We start from the raw sequence: 23,665 nt of genomic DNA on the forward strand, positions 1-23,665 counted from the left end.
AACCTCAGAAGCGGCGCGTGATCAGTGCCCGCTTCACTTCCTGGATCGCCTTCGTGACCTCGATGCCTCGCGGGCAGGCGTCCGTGCAGTTGAAGGTGGTGCGGCAACGCCACACGCCGTCACGGTCGTTGAGGATCTCCAGGCGCTGCTCGCCCGCCTCGTCGCGCGAGTCGAAGATGAAGCGGTGGGCGTTGACGATGGCGGCCGGACCGAAGTACTGGCCGTCGTTCCAGAACACCGGGCACGAGGACGTGCAGGCCGCGCACAGGATGCACTTCGTGGTGTCGTCGAAGCGCTCGCGGTCCTCGGCCGTCTGGAGACGCTCGCGCGTCGGCTCGTTCGTGTCCTTCGTGATGAGGAAGGGCATCACGTCGCGGTACGCCTGGAAGAACGGGTCCATGTCGACGACCAGGTCCTTCAGGACCGTCAGACCCTTGATCGGCTCGACCGTGATCGGCTTCTCGGGGTTGAGGTCCTTGATCAGGGTCTTGCAGGCGAGACGGTTCTTGCCGTTGATCCGCATCGCGTCCGAACCGCAGATGCCGTGCGCGCACGAGCGGCGGAAGGTCAGCGTGCCGTCGATGTCCCACTTGATCTTGTGGAGACCGTCGAGGACGCGCTCCTTGGGGTCGATCTCCAGCTGGAAGTCCTCCCAGACCGCTTCCGCCGAGACCTCGGAGTTGAAGCGGCGGACCCGGAAGGTGACCGTGATGTACGGGGAGTCGGCGAAGCCGGGCTCGGGCTGGCCGGCCGCTTCCGCCTTGTCCAGAACAGGGGTAGCCATCAGTACTTACGCTCCATCGGCTGGTAGCGGGTCTGGACGACCGGCTTGTAGTCGAGACGGATGGACTCGGTGCCGTCGTCGCCGACCTCGCGGTACGCCATGGTGTGGCGCATGAAGTTGACGTCGTCGCGGTTGGGGTAGTCCTCGCGGTAGTGACCGCCGCGGGACTCCTTGCGGGCGAGCGCCGAGACCGCCATGACCTCGGCGAGGTCGAGCAGGTTGCCCAGCTCGATGGCCTCGAGGAGGTCCGTGTTGAAACGGCGGCCCTTGTCCTGGATCGAGACGTTCCGGTAGCGCTCGCGCAGCTCCGCGATCTTCTCGACCGCCGTCTTGATGGTCTGCTCGGTGCGGAACACCATGACGTTCGCGTCCATGGTCTCCTGCAGCTCGCGGCGGATGACCGCCACGCGCTCGGTGCCCGTGGAGTTGCGCAGGTGCTCGACCTGGTCGATGACCTGCTGCGCCGGGTCCTCCGGCAGCTCGACGTAGGACGCCTTCTGGCTGTACTCCGCCGCCGCGATGCCCGCCCTGCGGCCGAACACGTTGATGTCCAGGAGGGAGTTGGTGCCGAGGCGGTTGGCGCCGTGCACCGACACGCAGGCGACCTCGCCGGCCGCGTACAGGCCCGGGACGACCGTGGTGTTGTCCGTGAGGACCTCACCCTGGACGTTCGTCGGGATGCCGCCCATCGCGTAGTGCGCGGTGGGCTGGATCGGGATCGGGTCCGTGTACGGCTCGATGCCGAGGTAGGTGCGCGCGAACTCCGTGATGTCGGGCAGCTTCGCGTCGAGCTGCTCCGGCGGGAGGTGCGTGAGGTCGAGGTACACGTGGTCGCCCTCGGGACCGCAGCCGCGGCCCTCACGGATCTCCGTGTAGATGGAGCGGGACACGACGTCACGGGACGCGAGGTCCTTCATGACCGGCGCGTACTTCTCCATGAAGCGCTCGCCGTCCTTGTTGCGGAGGATGCCGCCCTCACCGCGGGCGCCCTCCGTCAGCAGGATGCCCATGCGCCAGATGCCGGTCGGGTGGAACTGGAAGAACTCCATGTCCTCCAGCGGCAGACCCCGGCGGTACACGGCGGCCTGGCCGTCACCGGTCAGGGTGTGCGCGTTCGACGTCACCTTGAAGAACTTGCCGCAGCCGCCGGACGCGTAGATGACGGCCTTCGCCTGGAAGACGTGGATCTCGCCGGTCGCCAGCTCGTACGCGACCACGCCGACCGAGGTCTTCACGCCGTCGACGTCGGCGATCAGCTGGTCGAGGACGTAGAACTCGTTGAAGAACTCCACGCCCTCCTTCACGCAGTTCTGGTACAGCGTCTGGAGGATCATGTGGCCGGTGCGGTCGGCCGCGTAGCAGGAGCGGCGGACGGGCGCCTCGCCGTGATTGCGGGAGTGACCACCGAATCGCCGCTGGTCGATCGTGCCGTTCGGCGTGCGGTTGAACGGCAGGCCCATCTTCTCCAGGTCGAGGACGGAGTCGATGGCCTCCTTCGCCAGGATCTCGGCGGCGTCCTGGTCGACCAGGTAGTCACCGCCCTTGATCGTGTCGAAGGTGTGCCACTCCCAGTTGTCCTCCTCCACGTTGGCGAGCGCGGCGGCCATACCGCCCTGCGCGGCGCCCGTGTGGGAGCGGGTGGGGTACAGCTTCGTCAGGACCGCGGTGCGGCTGCGCTTCGTCGACTCGATCGCGGCGCGCATACCGGCGCCGCCCGCGCCGACGATGACGGTGTCGTATTTGTGGATCTTCATCAGAATTCCTCAGTCCCTCAGCCCGATGGCCTAGCGGATGTTCGGGTCGAAGGTGAAGATCACCAGCGTGCCCAGCAGGATGGTGAACACCGTGGCGGTGTAGAGCAGGCCCTTGAGCCACAGCCGGGTGTTCGCGCGCTCCGCGTAGTCGTTGATGACCGTGCGCAGGCCGTTGGCGCCGTGCAGCATCGCCAGCCAGAGCATCAGCAGGTCCCAGACCTGCCAGAACGGCGAGGCCCAGCGGCCCGCCACGAAGGCGAAGCCGATCTTGGAGACGCCGCCGTCCAGCACGAGCTGGATCAGCAGGTGGCCGAGGACCAGGACGACCAGCACGACGCCCGACAGGCGCATGAAGAGCCAGCCGTACATCTCGAAATTGCCCCGGGTCGACTTCGGGGTCTTCTTGGTGCGCTTGCGGGGGGCCTCGATGAGGGGCGCGGGGTTGTCCACGGTGTAGACGGATGCGCTCTCGACGGGGCCGATACCGGAGGTGGTTTCAGTGGTGGCCATCGGTGTCAGCTCCCGAACAGTTCACGAGCGGCGTGGCCGAGCACGGGGTAGATCGCCCCGAGCATGAGCACGACCCACAGGCCTACGACCGACCAGAGCATCTGCTTCTGGTAGCGCGGGCCCTTCGACCAGAAGTCGACGGCGATGACGCGCAGGCCGTTGAGGGCGTGGAACAGGATGGCGGCGACGAGGCCGTACTCCAGCAGGCCCACGATCGGCGTCTTGTAGGTGGCTACGACCTTGTCGTAGTCCTCGGGGGAGACACGCACAAGAGCGGTGTCCAGCACGTGTACGAACAGGAAGAAGAAGATGAGGACGCCGGTGACTCGATGAGCCACCCAGGACCACATTCCTTCCCGGCCGCGGTACAGCGTTCCAGCCGGCACGGAAGAACCCTCCGGGAGCGGGGATTTAGGGCCGCGCCGGCTTCTCTGTCGGTCGGGCCCGGCCGGGTACGGTCCACCGGCCCTCAGCATCGTAACCAGGTGCTGACGCGGGTCTTACGGCGGGCCTGCTTGTGTGATCGAACTGGCACCCAAAGGTGCGCGTATGGGCTAGTTTCGGGCGGCTAATGGGGTGGGGGGCTCTGTTGAGTGCCGGGTGCGGCGCCGTTGTGGCCGGGCGCGCCCCGCGGCGGAGCCGCAAATAGATACAGCCCCGCGCCCCTAGAAGCCAAAGACCTCGGCGAGCCGTCCCCTTGCCAGGCGCCGTAGCTCCTCCGCCACCACCACCCGCTCCTCCTCCGGATCGTTCGTCAAGCGTGACCGGATGCCCGCCAGTACGTGGTCGAGGACCTCGTCCGGGGCAATTCCGTCGGGGCAGATGACGAACACGTGGCCGAAGCGGGCCTCGTACGCCGCGTGGGCCGCGTCGAGAGCCATGTGGGCGGCCTCGTACGTGTCGTCCGGCAGGACTGGGAGCGACTCGCCCGCCAACGCCTCCGCCAAGTCCCCCGCCGTCAGGTCGTACGCCGCCTCGTCGGACGCGGCGAGTAGGGCGTCGAGGTCGGGGTAGGGGCGGTGGTCGGTGAGGCGGTGGGACCAGCGGTTGCTGTGGAGGCAGGTGAGGAGGGTGTGGCGGGCGGCCTCGGGGGGTGCCGTGTTGAAGGTCGCCAGCGAATTCGGGGACGGCGAGGTGCGGGACTGCTCGGGCAGCGCCGGTATGGCCAGTCGGCCGGGGAGGTGGGGAAGGCGGTGCGAAGGCAGTGTGGATCCTCGCGTCACGGATGGTGCGGCAGGGGATGCGGTGAAAGGTGTGGTGAAAGGTGCGATGAGAAGTGCGTCACCACGTTATCGGGAGTGGTCATGACGTGTCCGTTGGATGCCCGAATTTCACCCGGAAGGGAGAGTTTCGGAACGCGTGGTGGACACTCGCGGTCCGCCCGGGGCCGTAGGTTGGCGCCGTGAGCCAGCACAGGCGCCGCGCGTCGGCGAAGCAGGTGAAGCCGTTGAAGCAGCGGCGGGGGCTGATCGCCGTCGCCGCGGCCACTGCCGTGGTCGCGGGTGGGGTCGGCCTCGGGGTGTGGGCGTCGGGCGGGGACGACGGCAGTCCGGTCGGCGCCGCGCTGAGTCCCTCCGACTCCGGCTCCACCTCCTCGCGGGCCGCGAACTCGCGTACCCCCACGCCCACTCCGACCCCCAGCCCGACCCGCGTCTATCCGCTGTCGCAGACGCCCCGCACGATTCCCGCCGTGCGTTCGCACACTCCCGCGCGCGGTCCCGGCTGGCGTCCGGCGAAGGGGGAGCGGGTCGTCGTGGACGACGCCGACCTCGTCGACGAAGGGCGGCTGATCGCCGGTGAGTTGGGGCTGACGTACGCGGGCGAGGCGAGTGACGTGCGCGCCGGGGACGTACGGCTGGCGCTGAACGACGACGAGGGCGCGAACCCGGAGTCGTACGCGATGACCGTGCGCGGTGGGCGGGTCACCATCAGCGGGCCCTCGGACGCGGGGGTGTTCTACGGCACCCGGACGCTCAAGCAGGAGGTGCACGGCGGCGGTTCGGCGCCGGAGGGTGTCGTGCGCGACCAACCGGCCAAGCCGCGGCGGGGGTTCATGCTGGACATCGCGCGCAAGCCGTTCACCGCGTCCTGGATCCAGGACCGGGTACGGGAGTTGGGCGACCTGAAGTTCAACGAACTCGGGCTGCACTTCTCCGACGACCAGGGGTTCCGGATCGAGTCCACGACCCATCCCGAGGTCGTGTCGAAGGACCACCTCACCAAGGCCCAGGTGAAGGCGATCGTCGATCTCGCCGCCGCTCGCCACATCACCGTCGTGCCCGAGATCGACTCGCCGGGGCATCTGGGCGCGGTGATCGCCGCCCACCCCGATCTCCAACTGCGCAACGTGTCCGGTGTCGCCAGGCGCGGTGCCGTCGACATCTCCAAGGACGCGTCCGCCGCGATCGTCGACGAACTCCTCGACGAGTACGCCGGGTTGTTCACCGGCGACCAGTGGCACCTCGGCGGTGACGAGTACCAGGCGCTCACCGTCGCCAACCCCCAGGCGTCCTTCCCGCAGTTGGCCACCGCCGCGACCAAGGCCTACGGCTCCGGCGGTACCGTCGCCGACCTCACCACCGGCTGGCTCAACGACCGCGCCGACACGGTCCGCAACCACGACCGGACGATGCGGGTGTGGAACGACGGCTTCTTCGCGGGTACGTCCGTGCAGGCCGCCAAGGATCTCCAAGTGGCGTACTGGACGGGCAAGGAGATCGGCGCCCGGCAGCCCGTCGCCTATCTGAGCGCGGGCCGCAAGGTACTCAACTACAACGACGAGTACCTCTACTACGTCCTCGGCGAGCCGCAGACCTTCGTCTATCCGACCGGACGGCGGATCTACGAGCAGTGGAACCCGCGCGTGCTGCGCGGCACACAGGCGGTTCCGGCGAAGTACGACGGCCAGATCCTCGGCGGCTCCTTCGCGGTCTGGTGCGACCTGGCCAACTCGCAGACGCAGGCGCAGGTCGCGGCCGGCATCCGGATGCCCCTGCGGGCCACCGTCCAGAAACTGTGGGACCCGGGGACACCGGCGCTGACGTGGACCCAGTTCAAGTCCCTTGCGGACAAGGTGGGTTGAGGTGGAAGCCAGCATGTCCACATTCATATCCGTGTCCCGGCCGCGTTCGCCGGTCGGCCTCGGCCGGATCGCCGTCGCGCTGCTCGGGCTGGTGATCGCCGTCGATCTGTTCGCCGTCTACGCCGACTTCAGGTTCTACGACGTGATAGGCGACGTCATGGGCGGCGCGGGCGGCGACGCGGTGTTCCGGCGGGTGGAGGCGGCGCATTCGCTCGGCTCGCTGGCCGGTCGTGTGCACACGGGCGCGCTGGTCGTGTGTGTGATCGGGTACCTGAGCTGGTTCGTGCGGGTGCGGGCCAACGCCGAGGTGTTCGATCCGGGCGAGCAGAGCATGCAGGCCTGGTGGGCGGTCGCCGGCTGGTTCGCCCCGGGGCTCAACCTCTGGTACCCGCGCCGGATCACCCTGGAGATCTGGGACGCCAGTCGGCCGGCCCCGGGCGCCCGCAGGTCGCATCTGCTGGTCAACCTCTGGTGGACGCTGTGCGTCCTGTCGATCGTCGCCGACCGGCTCGGCGACATGCACTACGAGATCGACTTCACGCCCGACGCGAACCGCGCCGTCCTCCTGTTGTCGCTGCTCGCCCACGCCGTCGAGATCGTGGCCGCCGTCCTCGCGATCCTCGTCGTGCTGCGACTGACCCGCATGCAGCACGCGAAGATCCTGGCGGGGCCCGGCGTGCGCTCGCGGTCTGACCGCCGGTTGGCCGAAAATCTCTTCTTCCGCTTTCTCGACCTGCACGGGGTGCTCCCGTGTGACACTCCCGGGGTGGAGCACGCAGTCTGGGGAGACGCGGGCCCCAAAGGGGAGGGGCCCCGCAGAGGGAGGTTCGGATGAGTCTGGTGGAACTGATCGCTCGGGCCGACGAACGCGCACTGGCCGTCAGTGGGCTGGCTTGTTTGGATCGGTGCGTACCGCTGCTGGGCGGTGGCGACGAGGTGCTGCGGCCGTTGTGGGCCGGCCTCGCGGACGGCGCGGTGGGGGAGGAGTGGGGCGAACGGCTGGAGAAGGCGCGCGGTGAACTGCCCGCCCTCTTCGAGGAACCCGGTGAGGATCTGGCCGCGCCGCTCGCCCGGCGGATGCTCGACACCGCCCCGGACGTACCGGCCGACCCCGCGGTGCGGGAGTGGGCCGACATCTGCTCGGTCGCCTCGCTGCGCATCCATCAGCTCCTCGACCCCGCCGACGACGGCTCCCCGGTCGACGCCCGCCGGGCCGGCCGTACGGACGGGATCTCGCCGCTCGTCGCCGCCGAACTGCGCCGCCAGATCACCGTCCTCGAACTCCTCTCCGGCCCGGCCCCGGGCGGACTCCGTCAGGTGCTGGCCGTGTCGACGGAGGGCCGCCGGGTCCTGCGCGCGGTGGTGTCGCGGCGGGCCCGCGGCCGGGGATGAGAGGAATCCCGTTTCCGCGCGGTCTGTGAGCGTCGTGCGGTGAGTGTGGGGCGGTCCTGCGCCGGTCCGGGGGAATGTCCGGATCGTGGTGCCGGAAGAGTGCCCGGCCGTGCTTCTCCTGGTGTGGTGACAGAGCGGATGAGAGAGCGGTCGCGGCCCAGAGCCGCCGCGCAGCCCGTGCGGTGGGCCGCGGACGCGGTGGCGATGATGCGCGAGGGCGCCAGGGTGCGCCTCGACTACTCGGCGCGGAGCCTGTGGCGCGTCGACCGGATGATCGAGGAGATACGGCGGGAGGGCGCGCCGTACGCCGCCGTCGAGAGCGAGTTGCGCGGCTTCGGGGCGTACGCCGGCGAGGTGATCGCGTGGCAGACCGGTGCCGAGTGGTGGGCGACCGGCGGTGAGCACTGGCTGCGTACTCCGGACGGGCGGCTGTGGGACCCGGTGGACGAGGCGCGGCGGTGTTTCGGCGGGCACGGTTCGCTGCGGCTGCTGTGCCGGGACGCGGTGAACGGCGTACAGGGGTAAGGGAGTTCGGCGGGCGTCCCGGGGCGCCGTGCTCGGCAAAATCGGCGTAATAAGAGACGCTGGCGTTCCCCAAGGGGGAGGTCCGGGAGGACGATGAGGGCAACTGCCGGACCGGGGAGGGTACATGGCCGACAATCGTCGTTGGTGGGCGCTGGTCGTCATCGCGCTCGCGCAGTTGATGGTCGTCCTCGACATGACCATCGTCAACATCGCACTGCCGTCCGCCCAGACCGACCTGGGGATGTCGGACGGGAACCGGCAGTGGGTCATCACCGCCTACACCCTCGCCTTCGGCGGACTGCTGCTGCTCGGCGGCCGGATCGCGGACCTCGCCGGACGCAAGAACACCTTCATGATCGGCCTGATCGGCTTCGCCGCCGCGTCCGCGCTCGGCGGCGCCGCGGCCAACCAGGGCATGCTGTTCGGCGCCAGGGCGCTGCAGGGAGTCTTCGCCGCGCTCCTCGCCCCCTCGGCGCTGTCGCTGCTCACGACGACGTTCACCGACCCCAAGGACCGCGGCAAGGCCTTCGGAGTGTTCGGCGCGATTGTCGGTGCGGGAGCGGCAGTTGGGCTCCTCGCGGGCGGCTTCCTCACCCAGTACCTGGACTGGCGCTGGTGCCTCTACGTCAACGTGCCCATCGCGCTGGTCGCGTTCGCCGGCGCCTGGGTGCTGCTCAGCGACAGTTCCCGGCACCCGGAGGCCCACCTCGACATCCCCGGCGCACTGCTCGGCTCCCTCGGCATGCTCACTCTCGTCTACGGCTTCTCCGAGGCGGAGTCGAGGAGTTGGGGCGACGGACTCGTCCTGGGCCTGCTCGCCGCCGGTGTCGTCCTGCTCGGCGCGTTCGGGTACTGGCAGACCCGGGCACGGGTGCCGCTGCTGCCGATGTCGGTGGTGAAGGACCGTCAGCGGGTCGGGGCGTTCCTCACCATCCTGTTCGTCACCATCGGCATGTTCGGCGTGTTCCTCTTCCTCACCTACTACATGCAGCGCGTCCTCGGCTATTCGCCGGTCAAGACGGGCGTCGCCTATCTCCCCATCACCGTCGGCATGATCACCGGTTCCACGCAGGTCGCGGCCCGGCTCCTCTACAAGGTCCCGCCGCGCACCCTGATGGTCCCGGGCCTGCTGGTCGCGGCGGGCGCGCTCGCGCTGATCGCCCAGGTCGGGGTGGAGCCCGCGTACGCCACGTACATCCTGCCCGGCATGCTGATGCTCGGCCTCGGCATGGGTACGGCGATGATGACCTCGGTGTCCCTGGCCACGGGCGGTGTCGCCCCGCGCGACTCCGGCGCCGCCTCCGCCACCTTCAACACCGCCCAGCAGGTGGGCGGTTCGATCGGTACGGCCCTCCTGAACACGATCGCCGCCACGGTCACCGCCCGCTACGCCACCGCGCACGCGGGCCCCGGTGTGAACAAGCAGCTCCTTGAGGCGAAGGCCGCGGTGCACGGCTTCAACGTCGCGACCTGGTGGGCGATGGCCTCGATCCTGCTGGCCGCGCTCATCGCCGGCGTCCTGGTGAACGCGGACCGCGTTCCCGCCCCGGGCGCGGTGGCGGCGGAGACGCCCCAACAGCCGGTGGACACAACGCTCTAGGGCGACGAGTTCGGGATCGAGGGGCGGCACCTTCGGGATCGAGGGGCGGCACCGCGGACGGGGTGCCGCCGCCCGAGCGGCGACCGTTGGGTTGAGCGCCCGCCGGGTGCGGAAGGCCGCCGTACACCAAGAGGCCGCCGAACGGGGGGACTTGGCGGGTGTCCGTCGGCCCGTGCCGATGCCGGGGCCTCAACGGCCGTGCGGTGCCCGGCGATCGCGGCGCTGACGCTGTGACACTTCTGTGAGGTCCGGCGCTGATGGCGATGGGGGGTGCGGGGGGACCGCCGCGCCCGGTACGGATTCTTCGCGAACTCGGTACGTGACGCGGTACGTCACGTGGAGCGTACGGACGAGGACAGTCCTTGGGCCAGACAGGCGAGCCCCGCCGCGGGCACGCGCACGACGGGGAACTGGGTGCCGCTGTCGCGCGCGCCCAGGAGGGCGACGACAGCGCCTTCGCGGTCGCGTACCGGATCGTGCAGCCGGGGCTGCTCGGGTATCTGCGCGGGCTGGTCGGCGACGAGGCCGAGGACGTGGCGGCCGACGCCTGGCTGGAGATCGCCCGTGACCTCGGCCGCTTCCGGGGCGACGGGGCGGGCTTCCGCGGCTGGACGGCGACCATCGCCCGGCACCGGGCACTGGACCACCTGCGCAGACAGCGGGTGCGGCCCCGGTCGGCCACGCTCGAACAGGACGTGTTCGAACTTCCCGGTCCGCACAGCACCCATGACCAGGCGCTGGAGTCCCTCTCCACCGAGCACGCCCTCGACCTGGTCCGCGGCCTGCCCCGCGACCAGGCGGAGGCGGTCCTGCTCCGTGTCGTCGTGGGTCTCGACGGTCCGGCCGCCGCCCGGGTCCTGGGCAAACGCCCGGGCGCGGTACGCACCGCGGCCTACCGGGGGCTGAAGCGGCTGGCCCGTGAACTCGCCGCGGAGGGTGTGACGGATGCCGGCACCAGGACGCTGGGGGAGTCGGACGACGGTTCGGCGACGGATGGACACGGAGATGACTGAGCAGCGGAACGGCGACGGCTTCCCGGCCCTGCTGGGCGCCGCGTTGCGCGATGTCGTCGTGGACGACGAGGCGGAGCGGCGGGCGGTGGCCGCGTTCCGGGTGGCCAGGGACTCCGGCACGCACGCGACCGGCCACGCGACCGGTACCCGGAGCGAGGACGACTGGCGCCCCGGGTCCGCGTGAGCCCCCCGGCCCACGCGAACCCGGACACCGTGCCTACGCCGCTGCCCCAACTGGCCTGCCGTGCTTGACGATCCGGCCCTCCTGCATGACCAGCACCACGTTCGCCGGATCCCCGAGCAGGTCGATGTCGGTGACGGGATCGCCCTCGCACACCACGACGTCGGCGATCTTCCCGACCTCGACCGTGCCCAACGACTCGTCCAGACCCAGGAGTTGGGCGGACGTCAGCGTTCCCGCGCGGACGGCGTCCAGCGGTGACAGGCCCAACCGCACCATGTGGCCCAGCTCCTGGAGGTTGTGCCCGTGGGGAACGGCGCCCGCGTCCGTACCGAGGGCGACCTTCACCCCGCGCCGCACCGCCTCGCCCAGCCGGGTCGCCGCCGCCTCCGCGAGCCGGGCCTTCTTCTCGTAGGCGGCGGGGGTGAAGCGGCTCCGCTCGACATGGAACGTCGACAGCGTCGGGACCAGGAACGCGCCCTTCTCCAGCATCAGATCGATGCCCTCGTCGTCGATGAGGTAGCCGTGCTCGACGCTGGTCACCCCGCCGCGCAGGGCGTTCTTGATGCCCACCGTGCCCTGCGCGTGCGCGGCGACGGGCCGGCCGCGGTGCCGGCGGGTCTCGTCCACGACCGTGGCTATCTCCTCCACGGTCAGGCCCTCGTCCTCGGGCTGGTCGCTCGGACTGTTGACGCCGCCGGTCGCGCAGATCTTGATGACGTCCGCGCCGTCGCGCAGCAACCGCCGTGTCGCCAGCCGGACCTGGCCGGGATCGTCGGCCAGTTCGCTGAACGGGTCGAGGAGGGCCGAGGGGTCGTAGCCGCTGGGCATGCTGAAGTCGGCGTGGCCGCCGGTGTGGCTCATCAGCCGCAGCGCGACATGGAGCCGGGGGCCCTCGATCAGGCCGAGCGCCACGGCGTCGCGGTAGCCGGCGTCGATGCCGCCGAGGTCGCGGGCCGTCGTGATGCCGGCGTGCAGGGTCTCGCGCATACGGCGGGCCCGTTCGAAGACGGTGACCGTGGGCCGGTTGGTCAGCAGTCTGCCGGTGAAGTCGGCGTTGCTGTCCATGAGGAAGTGCAGATGGCAGTCGAAGAACCCGGGCAGCAGGGTGCGTCCGCGGCAGTCGACGACCGTCGCCCCGTCCGGCTCGGGTCTCGCGTGCTCCGGCCCGGCGTAGGTGAACCTGCCGTCCTCCACGACCACGGCCGCCGACTCGACGGGCGGGGCTCCGGTCCCGTCGACCAGACGGACACCGGTGAACACGACAGGGGCCGACGAGCGACGTTCACTGTTGTCAGGCATGACCCACGTGTATCGCGCACCGACCGCACTCGGCACGCGCCGTGGTCCGGTGGCCGGGACACCGGACCGCATGCGCCCAGGGCCTGTCGTCCGGATCAGGCCGGCCTGGGTCACGGTGACTTGTCGGTCGACCCGAGCGGGGCGTGGTGCGTGCAGCTGCAAGGCGGAGGAGACGTTGACATCAGCGGCTCCGCCGCGGGCGGCGCGGTGGGGGCACCTCCCGGCCGAAGGCTGGGGGACGTCGGTGACCGACGACAACGCGGCTGGGGGTCCGCCACGCCTTCAAGGCAGTGGGGGAGCGCGTGCCACGCTCCGCGACGCCGGCATGATCCAGACGACAGGCCCTGGGCCAGTGCCGTCCGGGGTGGGTCCCACCCCGGACGGCACTGGCGTACCGCTCAGCGCGGCTGGGCGAGTTGAGCTGCAAGGAGGTGGGCGTCGAGCAGGGCGGTGTCGCTGGTGCGGGCGGCCTTCGCGTAGCCGGCGAGCATGCGTTTCGTGAGGACGAGCGCCTGCGGGGAGCGCCGGGCGAGGGGTCCGGTCCAGGCGGTGACGGCGTCGTCCAGTTGGTCGAGGGGTGCGACCTTGTGCAGGAGCCCGAGGTGGTGGGCGGTGGGGCGTCGAACTCGTCGCAGGTGAGCAGGAGTTCGCGGACCCGGGCGACACCGGCCTCGGTGATCAGGCGCCCCGTCGCGCCTCCCCAGGTGGGTGCGAGTCCGAGGCCGATCTCCGGCATGCGGAAGCGGCAGGTGTCCGCCCCCGCGCGCAGATCGCAGTGGGCGGCGAGCGCGAGGCCGGCGCCGATGACGCCGCCGTGGAGCCGGGCGATGGTGACGGCGTGGGTGTTCTCCAGGGCCTGGCTCAGCCGGTGGGCCTTGTCCGCGATGCGCCGCAGCGTGGCCCCGGTCGGATCGCCGGCCGGCGACTCCTGGTACTTCCGGCGGTCCGCTCCCAGGCAGAAGTCCTTGCCCAGGGAGGAGAGCACCAGGATCTGGAGTCCGGCTGCTCGTGGAGGCCGTCGAGTACGGCGATGAGCGCGTCCAGGACCGCCGAGCTCAGGACGTCGTCCTGGGCGGACGGGTTGAGCCGTACAGGGAGGACGGATCCGGTCCGGGTGAGGCCCACGGGGGCGGGAGGTGCGGGCTCCGCGGGGTCCACGGGCTCCATGCGGGGGCGGGCGCGACGGCACCGGGCATCGTTGGCGGGTTCATGTCAGTGGAACGTCCAGGTTGAGGATCCGCCTGAACGCCACCCGGGGTGCCCACGCGGGGCGGCGGACCACGGTGAGCCGAGGCAGACGGGCGATCATGCGGTGGAGCAGGGTCTGCGCCTCCATCCGGGCCAGGGGTGCGCCCAGGCAGTAGTGGATGCCTCCGCCGAAGGCCAGATGGGGCGCCTTGCGCCAGGGGTCGAAGGATTCGGGGTCGGTGTACCGGGCGGGGTCGCGGTGGGCGGCGCCCGTCATGAGGTAGATCATCTCCCCGGCCCGGACCTCGGTGCCCTCCAGGAGGCAGTCGTCGGAGGCGACCCGGCCGATGAGGTGGAGGGGAGGGTCGTAGCGAAGGGCCTCCTCCACGAACTCGTGGACGAGGTCCGGGTGTTCGGCGAGCAGGCTCCAGCGTTCGGGGTCCTCGACCAGCCGGAGAACCGTGCTCGACAGCATCGTCGCGGTCGTCTCCATGGCGGCCGGCACGACGAACAGGGCGAGGAAGCAGACGGCCTCGTCGGCCTTGTCCCGGTCCGGTTCGAGCTCGTCCCAGGTGCGGATCCACGCCGAGACGGGATCGTCCCCGGGGTGTGCGCGCCGCTCGCGCACCAACTCCGTGAAGTAGGTGCGCAGTTCCGCGGTGGCGGCGTCGGAACGGGCCACCTGGCCGGCGTTCGGAAGCAGCTCCTGGGAGAAGACCTGTTCGTGGGTCAGGGCGCGCAGCCGGGGCCAGTCGGCGCTGGGCAGCCCGAGCCAGCCGCCGATGGTGGCGACCGGGAGTTCCTCGTTGACCAGTGCGGTGAAGTCGGCCTCCCCCGAACGGAGGCGCTCATGCAGGGTGTCGAGGAGGCGCTCGATGATCCGGCTCACCGGGCGGCCGATCTCTTCGACGTCGGCACGGTCGAAGGTGCCGAACGACCGGCGTACCCGGGTGTGCTCCGGAGGGTTGAGCGCGAGCAGGGTTCGGCTGATCTCACGTGAGGAGGGTGCGTTCCAGCGGCTGCGCGGGCCCTGCTGAGCCCGCCAGTCGGTGTCCGCTTCGAGCCAGAAGCCGTTGCGCAGTACTTGGTCGCAGGCGTGGTAGCTGGTCACGAGGTGACCGCCCCAGGGCGCGGGGCTGATGGTGCCGCGCGCCCTGAGTTCTGCGTAGATGGGGAAGGGATCGGCCTGTCCCTCAGCCGTCCGGAGGCGGGAGAACAGGGAGACGGTGGCCCGACGGTCCGCGGACGGAGTCGTGCCGCTTCCCACGATGGTGGCTCCTCTCTGCCAGCCGCCATCCGTACCCGTGGGATTCTTGAATCATCCAATAACACAGTGCGTTCGTAGGGTTGCTTACGTCACTCGCCATTCACCCAGGCGCGGAAGCGGCTGAACATCCCGCCCTTGGGCTTCGGAGCGGCGTGGGACGGCCGGCCGGCCGCGACCTGCTGCGGCATGGCGGCGGGCGACGGCGCGGTCTGAGCGGACGACGGCCGGACCGGCCGGGCCTGCGTCGCGGACGGCACGGTGCGGGGCGTGTAGCGGATGGGCAGGGTCACCAGCCCGCGGCTCCACGGCGCCGGCACCCACGACAGCTCCTTGAAGGGGACGCGCATCTCGACATCGGGCAGCCGGTTGAGCAGGGACTCGACGGCGGTGGCCGTGATCATGAACGCGGGGTCCTTCGCCGGGCACCCGTGCGGGCCCGCGCCGAACGCCAAGTGGGCCTTGGAGCTGAGCTGTTCGCGGTGCGCGGTCAGCTTGGGGTCGGTGTTGGCCGCCGCGAAGGAGATCAGGACCGGGTCGCCCGCCCGGATGGTCCGGTCGCCCAACTCGACGTCCTGCGTGGGGTAGTGGCCCGCGTAGTTGGCGATCGGCGAGTAGTTCCACAAGGTCTTCACGACCGCGTCCTCGACCGGCAGGCCGGTCGGCCAGTCGTCGCTGAGGTACAGCGCGGCGCTGGTGCCGATCGAGGCCGCCAGCGGGGTGGTGCCGCCGCCCAGCAGGGTCACGAGCTGGTGCAGCACCTCCTCGTCGGTCAGCCGGGAGGAGTGCACCATCAGCCGGGTGGTGAGGTCCTCGCCGGGCTGCCGGCGCTTCAGCGCGATCAGTTCGAGGACCGCGGCGCCCAGGGCCTCGTCGGAACCCGGGACACCCTGGAAGAGGCCGGTGATCGCGGCGATCACCCGGTCGCCGAGCTCGGGCGGGCAGCCGAACAGCTCGCCGAAGACCAGCAGCGGCAGCGGCTGGGCGTAGGCGGACATCAACTCCGCCTGGCCGAGAGCCTCGGAACTGAACTGGCTGATCAGGTAGTCGGCCGACTGCTGCGTCAGCCGGACGATCCGGCTCTGGTCGACGGTCGCGAGACTGTCCGTGACCGCCTGCCGGAGCCGGGCGTGCGCCGCGCCGTCGCTGAACATGGCGTTGGGGCGGTAACCCATCATGGGCACGGCCGGGCTGTCCGCGGGCACCCTGCCCTCGTTCAGGGCGTTCCAGCGGCGCGAGTCCCGTATGAACAGGGTCGGGTTCTGCAGGATGTAGAGACTGGCGTCGTAACTGGTGACCAGCTCGACCTCGACGTCCGGCGCGATGTCGACCGGGGCGCTGGGCCCCAGCGTGCGCAGTTTGGCGTACGTGCTCTCGGGGTCGGAGCCGAACTCGGGCCCGTACAGCGGGAGGTTGCCGTGCGCGGGGCAGCCGGCCGGTGCCCCGGCCGGGTCGAAGGACTGTTGCATGCTGGCTCCTAGCCGAGTGAGGACAAGAGGTGCTTCACGAGCGTGATGAGTGCCTGCATCGAGGAGTCCTGGTCCCGGACGTCACAGTGGATGACCGGGGTGTCCTCGGAGATGTTGAGTGCCTCGCACACTTCGTCGAGCGGGAACTGGTGCTTCCCCTCGAACGTGTTGACGCCGATGACATACGGCAGACCGAACGCCTCGACCAGGTCGAGGACCGGAAACGTCTCCTCCAGCCGCTCGGGGTCCGCCAGGACCAGCGCCCCCAGGGCTCCCCGGGACAGCCCCTCCCACATCTGCTTGAACCGCTCCTGCCCGGGGGTTCCGAAGATGTAGAGGACCAGGTCCTCGCCGAGGGTGAGGCGCCCGAAGTCCATCGCCACGGTCGTGGTCGTCTTGTCCGGGGTGTCGGAGAGATCGTCGAGCCCCTCGCTGGCTTCGGTGATCTCCTCCTCGGTCTGGAGCGGTTCTATCTCGGAGACACTTCCGATGTACGTGGTCTTCCCGACCGCGAAGTGGCCCACGACCAGGATCTTCACGGAGCGGGAGACGTCGGGATCCAGATACACGGGACTACGCTCCGGTTCGAATTCGCATCAGGCCGTCGAGCACGGCGGTCAGCAGGACGGGATCATGGCGTTCGGCATGGGGCACCGGATTGCGCACATGGATCAGGCCGTCCTCGGCCATCTGCGCCAACAGGATGCGGACGATGCCGAGGGGCAGCCGGGTGTGGGCGGCGACCTCGGCGACCGAGAGGAACCCGTCCGCGATCAGATCCAGGACCGTACGGGCTTCCGGGGCGAGCGTCCGCGCCGCCGCCACCGCACCGTCCTGGGCCGTGATGATCGTGGTGTGCTCGTACTCGCTCTCCCGCGGCAGCGCGCGACCCTGCGCGATGACGAAGAGTGGGACTAATGGAGCCGTCAGCTCCAGCTCGCTGTCCAGTTCGTCACTCATCGCCCGTCCTTCCTCCCCCGGCGGCCAGCACCGGCATCGTGTCGCCCAGCCGTACGGTGAACTCCTCGATGTCACAGCCGTGTTCGGCGGCCGCCGCGAGGAAGGCGCCCTCGCCGGCCGCGATCAGGAACACCCAGCCGTGCTCGAACTCGATGACCGTCTGTATCCACTCGTCGTCCTGCTGGCCGCCCGCGAACGGCGCGGTCGCCCGGCTGTAGGCGTGGATGCCGGTCATGGCCGCCGAGATCGTGTCCGCGAGGTTCCTGCCGATCCCCGAACTCGCCCCGCGCGGCAGCCCGTCCGCGCCCAGCAGCAGCGCGTGCAGCGCGCCCGGCACCGACGCCACCGCCTTGTCCAGCTCCGCGAGCAGGAAGACCCCGCCGCCCCCGCCGTCCAGCGGTGCCCCGGCACCGTCCCCGGGATGGGCCGGCTCGCTCCCGGCCACCCGCGCCGGAACCGTGAGGTTGTTGCCCAGCCGGGAGACCAGCCGGTTCATCCGGAACGACAGCTGCTCCATGTCCACGTCGGGCTCCGCGGCGGCGGCCAGATAGGCACCCTGCCCGGCCCCGATCAGGAACACCCAGCCGTGCTGGAACTCGATGACCGTCTGGATCCAGTTCCGGTTCTGGGCCAGTCCGGCGAAGTGGGCGGTGGCCCGGCTGAGCGACTGCATCCCCGCCATGGCCGCGGAGATGGTCCGCACGTCCTGGCCGGTCAGGTCGTCCGTGGACCCGCGCGGTACACCGTCCGCGGACAGCACCACGGCGTGCCGTGCTCTCGGCACGTTGTCCACGATGTCCTGGACCATCCAGGACAGGTCTGCTGTACTCATGCGTTTTCGGACCCTCCGGGCGTCGGAATGTCGAAGGAGGCCGTGTCGCGCGCGGACTGCGTACCGCGCTGCAGGGCCGCCAGGCTGCCGGTGCCGCGCCGGGCACTGCGCCGGGGCGACTGCTCGCCACCGGTGCCGACACCGGTGGGCGACATCCGGGAGCCGCGCTTCGGCAGGCCGCCCGCCGTACGCGCCGACCGTCCCGTCTCCATCGGCCGGATGCTGCTCACGGGCGCCTCGGTGGCCGGCGGCAGGGCCTCCTCCATGGTCCACAGCTCCTCGGGCAGGAGTACGACGGCCCGTACGCCGCCGTACCGGGAGACACCGGTGACATCCACCGTGAAGCCGTGCTGACGGGCGATCAGACCGATGACGGGGAAGCCGAACTTCGGCTGGGTGCCCAGCTGGGACAGCCGGGGCAGGCCCTCGCCGGACAGGAGGGCGCTGGCCCGCTGCCGGTCCTCGTCGCCCATGCCGACACCGGCGTCGTCGATGACGATGCACAGGTTCTTCTGCGCCTGCCGGAAGGTGACCTCGATCGGGGCGTCCGCCTGGGAGAAGCTGGCCGCGTTGTCGAGGAGTTCGGCCACGGCCAGGGCGACCGGCGCGACGGCCGAGGCCTTCAGCGCGATGCCGCTGGGCTGCATGATCTCGACCCGCTGGAAGTTGCGGATCTGGCTCTGGGCGCTGCGGACGACGTCGTAGACGCTGGCGGGCTGGTTGCGACGGCCCAGCGGCGCGCCGCACATGACGGCGATGCCCTGCGCCTTGCGGGCCATCTGGGCGTTGGCGTGGGTGATGTCCATCAGGTCGGAGAGGACCGCGTGGCCGCCGTACTCGCGCTGGACCCCGTCCAGCAGCGTGGTCTGCTCGGCCGCGAGGCTCTGCAGGAAGCGGGCGGCACCCTTGAGGACCGACTTGGTGTTCTCCTCGGCGGCCTGCCCCGCCTCGCGGATGACCTCGTCCTGCTCGTCCCGCATGGTGGTCAACGCGGCCTGGGCGCGGTCGAGTTCACCCTGCGCGTAGCGCAGCCGCGCCTCCAGCGCGGCCTCGGACTCCCTCTTCCTCCGCCCCAGGGCTCTGCTGCGGAGCACGAGCGCCACGACTGCGGCTACGGCTGTCACCGCTATCGCAACCAGGCACCAAAGAAGCACGTCTTGAGTCATGGAAACCTTTCCCGGCGCGTGGCACGCAGGCGTCATCGGGTACGCCTTGCAAGGATCCGCAACCCGTCCAGGGGACTGCATGACTGATCGACGCGGAGGGATCACCGCGTTCAGACTCAAGGCCTGACCAAATGTGGATCAAGGTCGCAGACGGCGGAATGCTATCACCGTCAACCGTGAGTATCGGAGGTCGCTCCATCGGGTTTCACGGAGTTAACACGCCTGCTGCGTAAGGGGTGTTGACCCTAGCGAGACATCGAGGGCCCCGGCGCCGCAGGATCGGTCAGCGGCGGACGGGCGGATCAGGATCGGGTACGTCTACGTCACGGTCCGGTTCGAGTCGTTGCCGCACCCCGGTTACACGTCGGTGGAGTGCTGGGCGGCGACGTCGGAGATGAGCCGTCTGTTCGCGCGGTCGGACCGTGTGAGGAAGGCGTTCACCGACCTCACCGCCGACAGCGGCGGAGTCTGCTGCCTGTTCGACACCGGCGACGGCGCCCCCGAGCAGGTGTGCCTGCTCAACGGTGAACCCACCCGGGAGTCGGTCCCCGGCCCCCGCTTTGCAGATCTGCGGGCGCTGGTGGCGACGTGGCCCGACCCGGAGGAGTGAGCACGGGCCGGCCGTCGCGGCAACGGCCGGGGCCGCCACCCCCCACAGGAGAGGCCCCGGCCGTCGCGCGGCACGGGCCGCGCGGCGGCCCGTACTCTCTACAGCGTCAGGAGTGCGTTTTCTGTCACACCGCACGCCCGAAGCATGTAGTTGCACGTTGTACGGACATGGACGAGGGACAGTTTCAGGTCGTAACGTGCCTTTCGCGCCGGAGGGCGGCCGCGACCGACAAAATTCGAGGGACCACGTGCTGGGGGACGACGCGGAGCTGACCGCCGCGGTGCTTGCGGCACAGGACGGGGACGAGACCGCGTTCCGGACTGTGTACCGCACGGTGCACCCACGGTTGCTCGGATACGTACGGACACTGGTCGGCGAACCCGACGCCGAGGACGTCGCGTCCGAGGCCTGGCTGCAGATCGCCCGTGACCTGGACCGCTTCAGCGGGGACGCGGACCGCTTCCGGGGCTGGGCGGCCAGGATCGCCCGCAACCGCGCCCTGGACCACATACGGATGCGGGGCCGCCGCCCCGCGACGGGCGGCGACGAGACCGAACTGACCGGCCGCGCCGCCGAGTCCGACACGGCCGTGGAGGCCATCGAGGCGCTCGCCACCAACCGCACCCTCTCCCTCATCGCCCAGCTGCCCCAGGACCAGGCCGAGGCCGTCGTCCTGCGGGTGGTGATGGGCCTCGACGCCAAGACCGCCGCGGAGACCCTCGGCAAGCGGCCCGGCGCCGTCCGCACGGCCGCGCACCGCGGTCTGAAACGGCTCGCGGAGCTGCTCGGCGGCGACCCGGAATCGGCCGCGGCCCTCGAGGCCCTGCCACCCCAGCGAGAGCCGCGCGACCACGCGGTGACGTCCGCCACTGTGACGCATACGCGTGCGCGGACGCAGAAGGACATGTGATGGCCGACGAGCGCTCTGCTGTGCCGGGGGACGCCCCCCGGCCCCCCGGCCGATGGCTGGACCGTGAAACCGCCGAGCTGCTGCTGCGCGGCGAGTCCCTCGAAGCCGTCGACCCGGCCGCCCGCGACCAGGCCGAACGGCTCGCCAGGACCCTGGGCGCGCTGGCCGTGGAACCCACCTGGGGCAAGGCCGAACTCCCGGGCGAGGAAGCCGCGTTGGCCGCCTTCCGGGCCGCGCGCACCGGCAACGATGTCGAACGGCCCGCCCTCGGCCGGCCCGGCCGCGCGCACTCGTCCGACGCCGGGCTCGTCCGGCTCGGGCGGCCCGTGGAGACCGCAGGGGCACCGCGCCTCGGCAGATCCGCGCGGTTCGCGCTGACCGCCGCGGTCGCCGTCGGGCTGGTCGGCGGGGTCGCGGTCGCGGCCGGTACGGGAGTCCTGCCGTCGCCGTTCGACGACCCGGCGCCCGCCGCCTCGATCTCCGCCGCCGCGACCCCGGACCGCCCGCTGATCTCGCCCTCGCCCAGCGGCACCTTCGGCTCGGGCACCCCCTCGGCGGGCGGTGGTGCGGCCGGCTCCGACGACTCCTCCGGCGAGGTGGTCGGCGGCGGCACGGACCGCACCCCCGCCGCCGGCACCGGCGACGACGAGGCCTCCCACTCGCGCGGCTGGTGGAAGGCCGTCGCCTCCTCCTGCCGCGCCGTGCGCGACGGCAAGTCCCTGGAACCCGGCCGCAAGCGCACCCTGGAGGGCGCGGCGGGCGGCACCTCCCACGTGTGGACGTACTGCAAGGTCCTGCTCAAGGCGACCGGCGGTGGCACGGACGGCCAAGGCGGCAGCGGCAAGAGCGGCGGCTCCCAGGGCGGCGACCAGAGCGGTCCCGGAGGCAGCCAGGGCGACCAGAGCGGCGGCCAGGGCGGTGCAGGCGAGGGCAACGGCAACATGGCCCCGATCGCCCCGGGCGGCGGCAGCGCGGGCGGCGGCAGTGGCAGCGGAAGCGGCAGTGGCGGGAGTGCCGGCGGGCACAAGGGCAACGGCGTGGTCGCCACCCCGGCCCCCTCCGCCTTCACCCCGCTCGCCCGGCGGACACCGTCCGTCCCGGCCCCGTCGCACACGACCGACGCCTCGCGGGCACCGGCGCCTGGCCCGACGTACAGCGCCCTCTGACCTGTGGTTTTGTGATCCGCGGAACTTTTTTCGCGCGGGGTGTGACGTTTTCGGGCCCCGTGGCGCAGTACTGAGTGAGCCGACTGGTCATCGGCCGTCGCACAGAGCCGGGGTTCCCCCCGTACCTACGGCTCGTGCACTCGGCGCGGGCGGGACACGTTCCCCCGGTCCCGCCCGCGCCCCGCACATCTCCCCTCGCGTCTCACCGGTACACGACGACCTTGTCGCCGGTCCGCACCTGCGCGAACAGACTCGCGATCGCCGCCTCGTCCCGTACGTTGACGCAGCCGTGCGAGCCGCCCGCGTAGCCCCGGGCCGAGAAGTCGTAGGAGTAGTGCACCGCCTGGCCGCCGCTGAAGAACATGGCATACGGCATCGGGGAGTTGTAGAGCGTCGACACCCAGTCCCGGGCCTTCCAGTAGACGTGGAACACACCGTCCCGGGTCGGGGTGTACTGCGCGCCGAACCGGACGGACATCGTCGACACCGTCCGTCCGTCGATCATCCAGCGCAGGGTGCGGGTCGTCTTGTCGATGCACAGCACCCGGCCGGTGAGGCAGCGCGGGTCGGGTGCTCCGGCGGGCTGGCCGCCCATCAGATACAGGTCCCACTTGCCCGGCTCGTGCGTCATCCTCACCAGCCGCTGCCAGGTGACCTTGTCGGTCTCGCCCGTCCTCGGCAGCCCGCGCTTGCCCTGGAAACCGGCGACGGCCTGTTCGGTGAGGTCGTCGTAGGTCCCGGTCGGCCCGTCGAAGAGCCAGTCGACCTGCCGTAGCCGCGCCTGCAGCTCGCGCACTCCGGAGCCGCTGTCGCCGCGCGACCACAGGACGTTCGCGGCGGGTTCGGCACTGGGCGTGCCCGGCGTGCTTGTCGTCGCCGGGGGACTGGTCTTGGCTCCCGGCAGTTCGATGCGCACCGGCAGGTGGTGCTTGCCGTCCGAGTCCGTGCCCTGGACCGTGCAGCCGCACACCGTCAGAAGTGCCGACAGGGCCGCCGTGGCGACGATCGCTCTCCCCATACCCGTACTACGCATCGCGGACCCCCGCCGTCTCACCGGTGTCACCCGGACACGTACCCCCGGATGACGGGCCGCGAACGGCGCGGCATCGTGGTGACCGGAGGTGCACACCATGGTGCGCGAATCGGAGTCCGGTCTGCCCGTCGAACCCGTCTACGGCCCCGGGGCACTCGCCGGCTGGGACCCGGCCGAGCGGCTGGGCGAGCCGGGGGAGTACCCCTTCACGCGGGGCGTGTACCCGTCCATGTACACCGGGCGGCCTTGGACCATGCGCCAGTACGCCGGTTTCGGCACGGCCGCCGAGTCCAACGCCCGCTACCGGCAGCTGATCGCCCACGGCACGACGGGCCTGTCCGTCGCCTTCGACCTGCCCACCCAGATGGGCCACGACTCCGACGCCACTCTCGCGCACGGCGAGGTCGGCAAGGTGGGTGTGGCCGTCGACTCGGTCGACGACATGCGGGTGCTGTTCGACGGCATCCCGCTGGACAAGGTGTCGACGTCGATGACGATCAACGCCCCGGCGGCCCTCCTCCTCCTGATGTACCAGCTGGTCGGCGAGGAACAGGGCGTGGCGGCAGGGCAGTTGACGGGCACGATCCAGAACGACGTGCTGAAGGAGTACATCGCGAGGGGGACGTACATCTTTCCCCCGGAGCCGTCGCTCCGCCTGACCGCCGACATCTTCCGCTACTGCGGCGCCGAGATCCCGAAGTGGAACACGATCTCGATCTCCGGCTACCACATGGCGGAGGCCGGTGCCTCGCCCGCGCAGGAGATCGCCTTCACCCTCGCCGACGGCATCGCGTACGTCCGCACCGCGCTCGCGGCCGGCATGGACGTCGACGACTTCGCACCCAGGCTGTCGTTCTTCTTCGTGGCGCGTACGACACTCCTCGAAGAGGTCGCCAAGTTCCGTGCCGCGCGCAGGATCAGGAT

At 70.8% G+C, this 23,665-nt stretch carries 24 protein-coding genes and 1 pseudogene; 11 read left to right on the forward strand and 14 right to left on the reverse strand.

Translation table 11 applies throughout. From position 1 onward, the window contains the following. Positions 1–4 precede the first annotated feature (4 nt). The 5 genes from JHN45_RS19315 to JHN45_RS19335 all read right to left on the reverse strand — a co-directional run bounded on the left by JHN45_RS19315 (position 5) and on the right by JHN45_RS19335 (position 4,271). Positions 5–784 carry a succinate dehydrogenase iron-sulfur subunit gene (locus JHN45_RS19315; RefSeq protein ID WP_201049820.1) on the reverse strand — a complete coding sequence of 260 codons (780 nt, stop codon included), beginning with the start codon at positions 782–784 and terminating at the stop codon, positions 5–7. Continuing rightward, positions 784–2,538, reverse strand: coding sequence for a succinate dehydrogenase flavoprotein subunit (gene sdhA, locus JHN45_RS19320; protein ID WP_043677143.1), 1,755 nt, complete (start codon positions 2,536–2,538; stop codon positions 784–786). Before sdhA ends, JHN45_RS19315 begins: the two co-directional genes overlap by 1 nt. Positions 2,539–2,568: 30 nt before the next feature. Continuing rightward, positions 2,569–3,048 carry a succinate dehydrogenase hydrophobic membrane anchor subunit gene (locus tag JHN45_RS19325; protein WP_200713676.1) on the reverse strand — a complete coding sequence of 160 codons (480 nt, stop codon included), beginning with the start codon at positions 3,046–3,048 and terminating at the stop codon, positions 2,569–2,571. Between the two features lie 5 nt (positions 3,049–3,053). Next, a complete protein-coding gene (sdhC, locus tag JHN45_RS19330) occupies positions 3,054–3,434 on the reverse strand; it encodes a succinate dehydrogenase, cytochrome b556 subunit (RefSeq protein ID WP_079660228.1) in 381 nt (126 codons plus the stop codon). A gap of 279 nt (positions 3,435–3,713) precedes the next feature. Beyond that, positions 3,714–4,271: a 2-oxo-4-hydroxy-4-carboxy-5-ureidoimidazoline decarboxylase gene (locus JHN45_RS19335; RefSeq protein ID WP_201049821.1), complete on the reverse strand. Its 558-nt coding sequence runs from the start codon at positions 4,269–4,271 to the stop codon at positions 3,714–3,716. Positions 4,272–4,450: 179 nt separating this feature from the next. Between JHN45_RS19335 and JHN45_RS19340 the strand changes: the two genes are divergently transcribed. The 7 genes from JHN45_RS19340 to JHN45_RS19370 all read left to right on the forward strand — a co-directional run bounded on the left by JHN45_RS19340 (position 4,451) and on the right by JHN45_RS19370 (position 10,844). Beyond that, positions 4,451–6,130 carry a glycoside hydrolase family 20 protein gene (locus JHN45_RS19340; protein WP_374195629.1) on the forward strand — a complete coding sequence of 560 codons (1,680 nt, stop codon included), beginning with the start codon at positions 4,451–4,453 and terminating at the stop codon, positions 6,128–6,130. A gap of 13 nt (positions 6,131–6,143) precedes the next feature. Beyond that, positions 6,144–6,965 carry a DUF4328 domain-containing protein gene (locus JHN45_RS19345; protein WP_201049822.1) on the forward strand — a complete coding sequence of 274 codons (822 nt, stop codon included), beginning with the start codon at positions 6,144–6,146 and terminating at the stop codon, positions 6,963–6,965. Further along, positions 6,962–7,522, forward strand: coding sequence for a hypothetical protein (locus JHN45_RS19350; protein WP_200713673.1), 561 nt, complete (start codon positions 6,962–6,964; stop codon positions 7,520–7,522). The genes JHN45_RS19345 and JHN45_RS19350 overlap by 4 nt, the downstream gene beginning before the upstream one ends. Positions 7,523–7,660: 138 nt before the next feature. Beyond that, positions 7,661–8,047, forward strand: a complete 387-nt coding sequence (locus tag JHN45_RS19355; RefSeq protein WP_200713672.1) for a hypothetical protein — start codon at positions 7,661–7,663, stop codon at positions 8,045–8,047. 124 nt (positions 8,048–8,171) lie between these two features. Beyond that, entirely contained in the window at positions 8,172–9,647 is a 1,476-nt protein-coding gene (locus JHN45_RS19360) for a DHA2 family efflux MFS transporter permease subunit (RefSeq protein ID WP_201049823.1), read from the forward strand. Between the two features lie 362 nt (positions 9,648–10,009). Then, positions 10,010–10,660 (forward strand): RNA polymerase sigma factor, encoded by a 651-nt coding sequence (locus JHN45_RS19365; protein WP_201049824.1) that lies wholly within the window; start codon positions 10,010–10,012, stop codon positions 10,658–10,660. Continuing rightward, positions 10,653–10,844 (forward strand): hypothetical protein, encoded by a 192-nt coding sequence (locus JHN45_RS19370; RefSeq protein WP_234468800.1) that lies wholly within the window; start codon positions 10,653–10,655, stop codon positions 10,842–10,844. The genes JHN45_RS19365 and JHN45_RS19370 overlap by 8 nt, the downstream gene beginning before the upstream one ends. Positions 10,845–10,877: 33 nt before the next feature. On the opposite strand, the gene JHN45_RS19375 is transcribed toward JHN45_RS19370, so the two are convergent. The 8 genes and pseudogenes from JHN45_RS19375 to JHN45_RS19410 form a co-directional block, all read right to left on the reverse strand. After that, on the reverse strand, positions 10,878–12,143 hold the full coding sequence (locus JHN45_RS19375) for an amidohydrolase family protein (protein WP_201049825.1): 1,266 nt from the start codon (positions 12,141–12,143) through the stop codon (positions 10,878–10,880). Between the two features lie 398 nt (positions 12,144–12,541). Next, positions 12,542–13,310: pseudogene (locus JHN45_RS19380) on the reverse strand (enoyl-CoA hydratase/isomerase family protein). Between the two features lie 40 nt (positions 13,311–13,350). Beyond that, on the reverse strand, positions 13,351–14,598 hold the full coding sequence (locus JHN45_RS19385) for a cytochrome P450 (RefSeq protein WP_201049826.1): 1,248 nt from the start codon (positions 14,596–14,598) through the stop codon (positions 13,351–13,353). 89 nt (positions 14,599–14,687) lie between these two features. Further along, entirely contained in the window at positions 14,688–16,064 is a 1,377-nt protein-coding gene (locus JHN45_RS19390; RefSeq protein WP_201049827.1) for a cytochrome P450, read from the reverse strand. An 8-nt stretch (positions 16,065–16,072) separates the two neighbouring features. Continuing rightward, entirely contained in the window at positions 16,073–16,633 is a 561-nt protein-coding gene (locus JHN45_RS19395; RefSeq protein ID WP_200713664.1) for an ATP/GTP-binding protein, read from the reverse strand. Between the two features lie 4 nt (positions 16,634–16,637). Further along, a complete protein-coding gene (locus tag JHN45_RS19400; RefSeq protein WP_019066890.1) occupies positions 16,638–17,024 on the reverse strand; it encodes a DUF742 domain-containing protein in 387 nt (128 codons plus the stop codon). After that, complete coding sequence (locus JHN45_RS19405) at positions 17,017–17,832, reverse strand: roadblock/LC7 domain-containing protein (protein WP_200713679.1); 816 nt, start codon at positions 17,830–17,832, stop codon at positions 17,017–17,019. Before JHN45_RS19405 ends, JHN45_RS19400 begins: the two co-directional genes overlap by 8 nt. A 20-nt stretch (positions 17,833–17,852) precedes the next feature. Then, entirely contained in the window at positions 17,853–18,959 is a 1,107-nt protein-coding gene (locus JHN45_RS19410; protein ID WP_200713678.1) for an ATP-binding protein, read from the reverse strand. A 457-nt stretch (positions 18,960–19,416) separates the two neighbouring features. On the opposite strand from JHN45_RS19410, the gene JHN45_RS19415 reads away from it, so the two are divergent. The 3 genes from JHN45_RS19415 to JHN45_RS19425 all read left to right on the forward strand — a co-directional run bounded on the left by JHN45_RS19415 (position 19,417) and on the right by JHN45_RS19425 (position 21,708). After that, on the forward strand, positions 19,417–19,632 hold the full coding sequence (locus JHN45_RS19415) for a hypothetical protein (protein WP_236583812.1): 216 nt from the start codon (positions 19,417–19,419) through the stop codon (positions 19,630–19,632). Positions 19,633–19,879: 247 nt separating this feature from the next. Continuing rightward, positions 19,880–20,542, forward strand: a complete 663-nt coding sequence (locus tag JHN45_RS19420) for an RNA polymerase sigma factor (protein WP_200713663.1) — start codon at positions 19,880–19,882, stop codon at positions 20,540–20,542. Next, complete coding sequence (locus JHN45_RS19425; RefSeq protein WP_201049828.1) at positions 20,542–21,708, forward strand: hypothetical protein; 1,167 nt, start codon at positions 20,542–20,544, stop codon at positions 21,706–21,708. The genes JHN45_RS19420 and JHN45_RS19425 overlap by 1 nt, the downstream gene beginning before the upstream one ends. A 202-nt stretch (positions 21,709–21,910) precedes the next feature. Here JHN45_RS19425 and JHN45_RS19430 read toward each other — a convergent pair whose 3' ends face one another. After that, positions 21,911–22,726 (reverse strand): L,D-transpeptidase family protein, encoded by an 816-nt coding sequence (locus tag JHN45_RS19430; RefSeq protein WP_236583813.1) that lies wholly within the window; start codon positions 22,724–22,726, stop codon positions 21,911–21,913. A gap of 112 nt (positions 22,727–22,838) precedes the next feature. Between JHN45_RS19430 and JHN45_RS19435 the strand changes: the two genes are divergently transcribed. Next, a partial coding sequence (locus tag JHN45_RS19435) for a methylmalonyl-CoA mutase family protein (protein WP_236583814.1) occupies positions 22,839–23,665 on the forward strand: 827 nt, incomplete at its 3' end.

The sequence above is a fragment of the Streptomyces sp. MBT53 genome, assembly GCF_016654115.1.
Classification (GTDB): domain Bacteria; phylum Actinomycetota; class Actinomycetes; order Streptomycetales; family Streptomycetaceae; genus Streptomyces.

Coding starts and splice junctions, on each gene's coding strand:
- JHN45_RS19315 (WP_201049820.1), bottom strand. CDS start 784: ATGGCTACCCCTGTTCTGGACAAGGCGGAAGCGGCCGGCCAGCCCGAG.
- JHN45_RS19350 (WP_200713673.1), top strand. CDS start 6,962: ATGAGTCTGGTGGAACTGATCGCTCGGGCCGACGAACGCGCACTGGCC.
- JHN45_RS19390 (WP_201049827.1), bottom strand. CDS start 16,064: ATGCAACAGTCCTTCGACCCGGCCGGGGCACCGGCCGGCTGCCCCGCG.
- JHN45_RS19345 (WP_201049822.1), top strand. CDS start 6,144: ATGTCCACATTCATATCCGTGTCCCGGCCGCGTTCGCCGGTCGGCCTC.
- JHN45_RS19430 (WP_236583813.1), bottom strand. CDS start 22,726: ATGGGGAGAGCGATCGTCGCCACGGCGGCCCTGTCGGCACTTCTGACG.
- JHN45_RS19325 (WP_200713676.1), bottom strand. CDS start 3,048: ATGGCCACCACTGAAACCACCTCCGGTATCGGCCCCGTCGAGAGCGCA.
- JHN45_RS19400 (WP_019066890.1), bottom strand. CDS start 17,024: ATGAGTGACGAACTGGACAGCGAGCTGGAGCTGACGGCTCCATTAGTC.
- JHN45_RS19425 (WP_201049828.1), top strand. CDS start 20,542: ATGGCCGACGAGCGCTCTGCTGTGCCGGGGGACGCCCCCCGGCCCCCC.
- JHN45_RS19355 (WP_200713672.1), top strand. CDS start 7,661: ATGAGAGAGCGGTCGCGGCCCAGAGCCGCCGCGCAGCCCGTGCGGTGG.
- sdhA (WP_043677143.1), bottom strand. CDS start 2,538: ATGAAGATCCACAAATACGACACCGTCATCGTCGGCGCGGGCGGCGCC.
- JHN45_RS19405 (WP_200713679.1), bottom strand. CDS start 17,832: ATGGTCCAGGACATCGTGGACAACGTGCCGAGAGCACGGCACGCCGTG.
- JHN45_RS19375 (WP_201049825.1), bottom strand. CDS start 12,143: ATGCCTGACAACAGTGAACGTCGCTCGTCGGCCCCTGTCGTGTTCACC.
- JHN45_RS19415 (WP_236583812.1), top strand. CDS start 19,417: ATGAGCCGTCTGTTCGCGCGGTCGGACCGTGTGAGGAAGGCGTTCACC.
- JHN45_RS19360 (WP_201049823.1), top strand. CDS start 8,172: ATGGCCGACAATCGTCGTTGGTGGGCGCTGGTCGTCATCGCGCTCGCG.
- JHN45_RS19370 (WP_234468800.1), top strand. CDS start 10,653: ATGACTGAGCAGCGGAACGGCGACGGCTTCCCGGCCCTGCTGGGCGCC.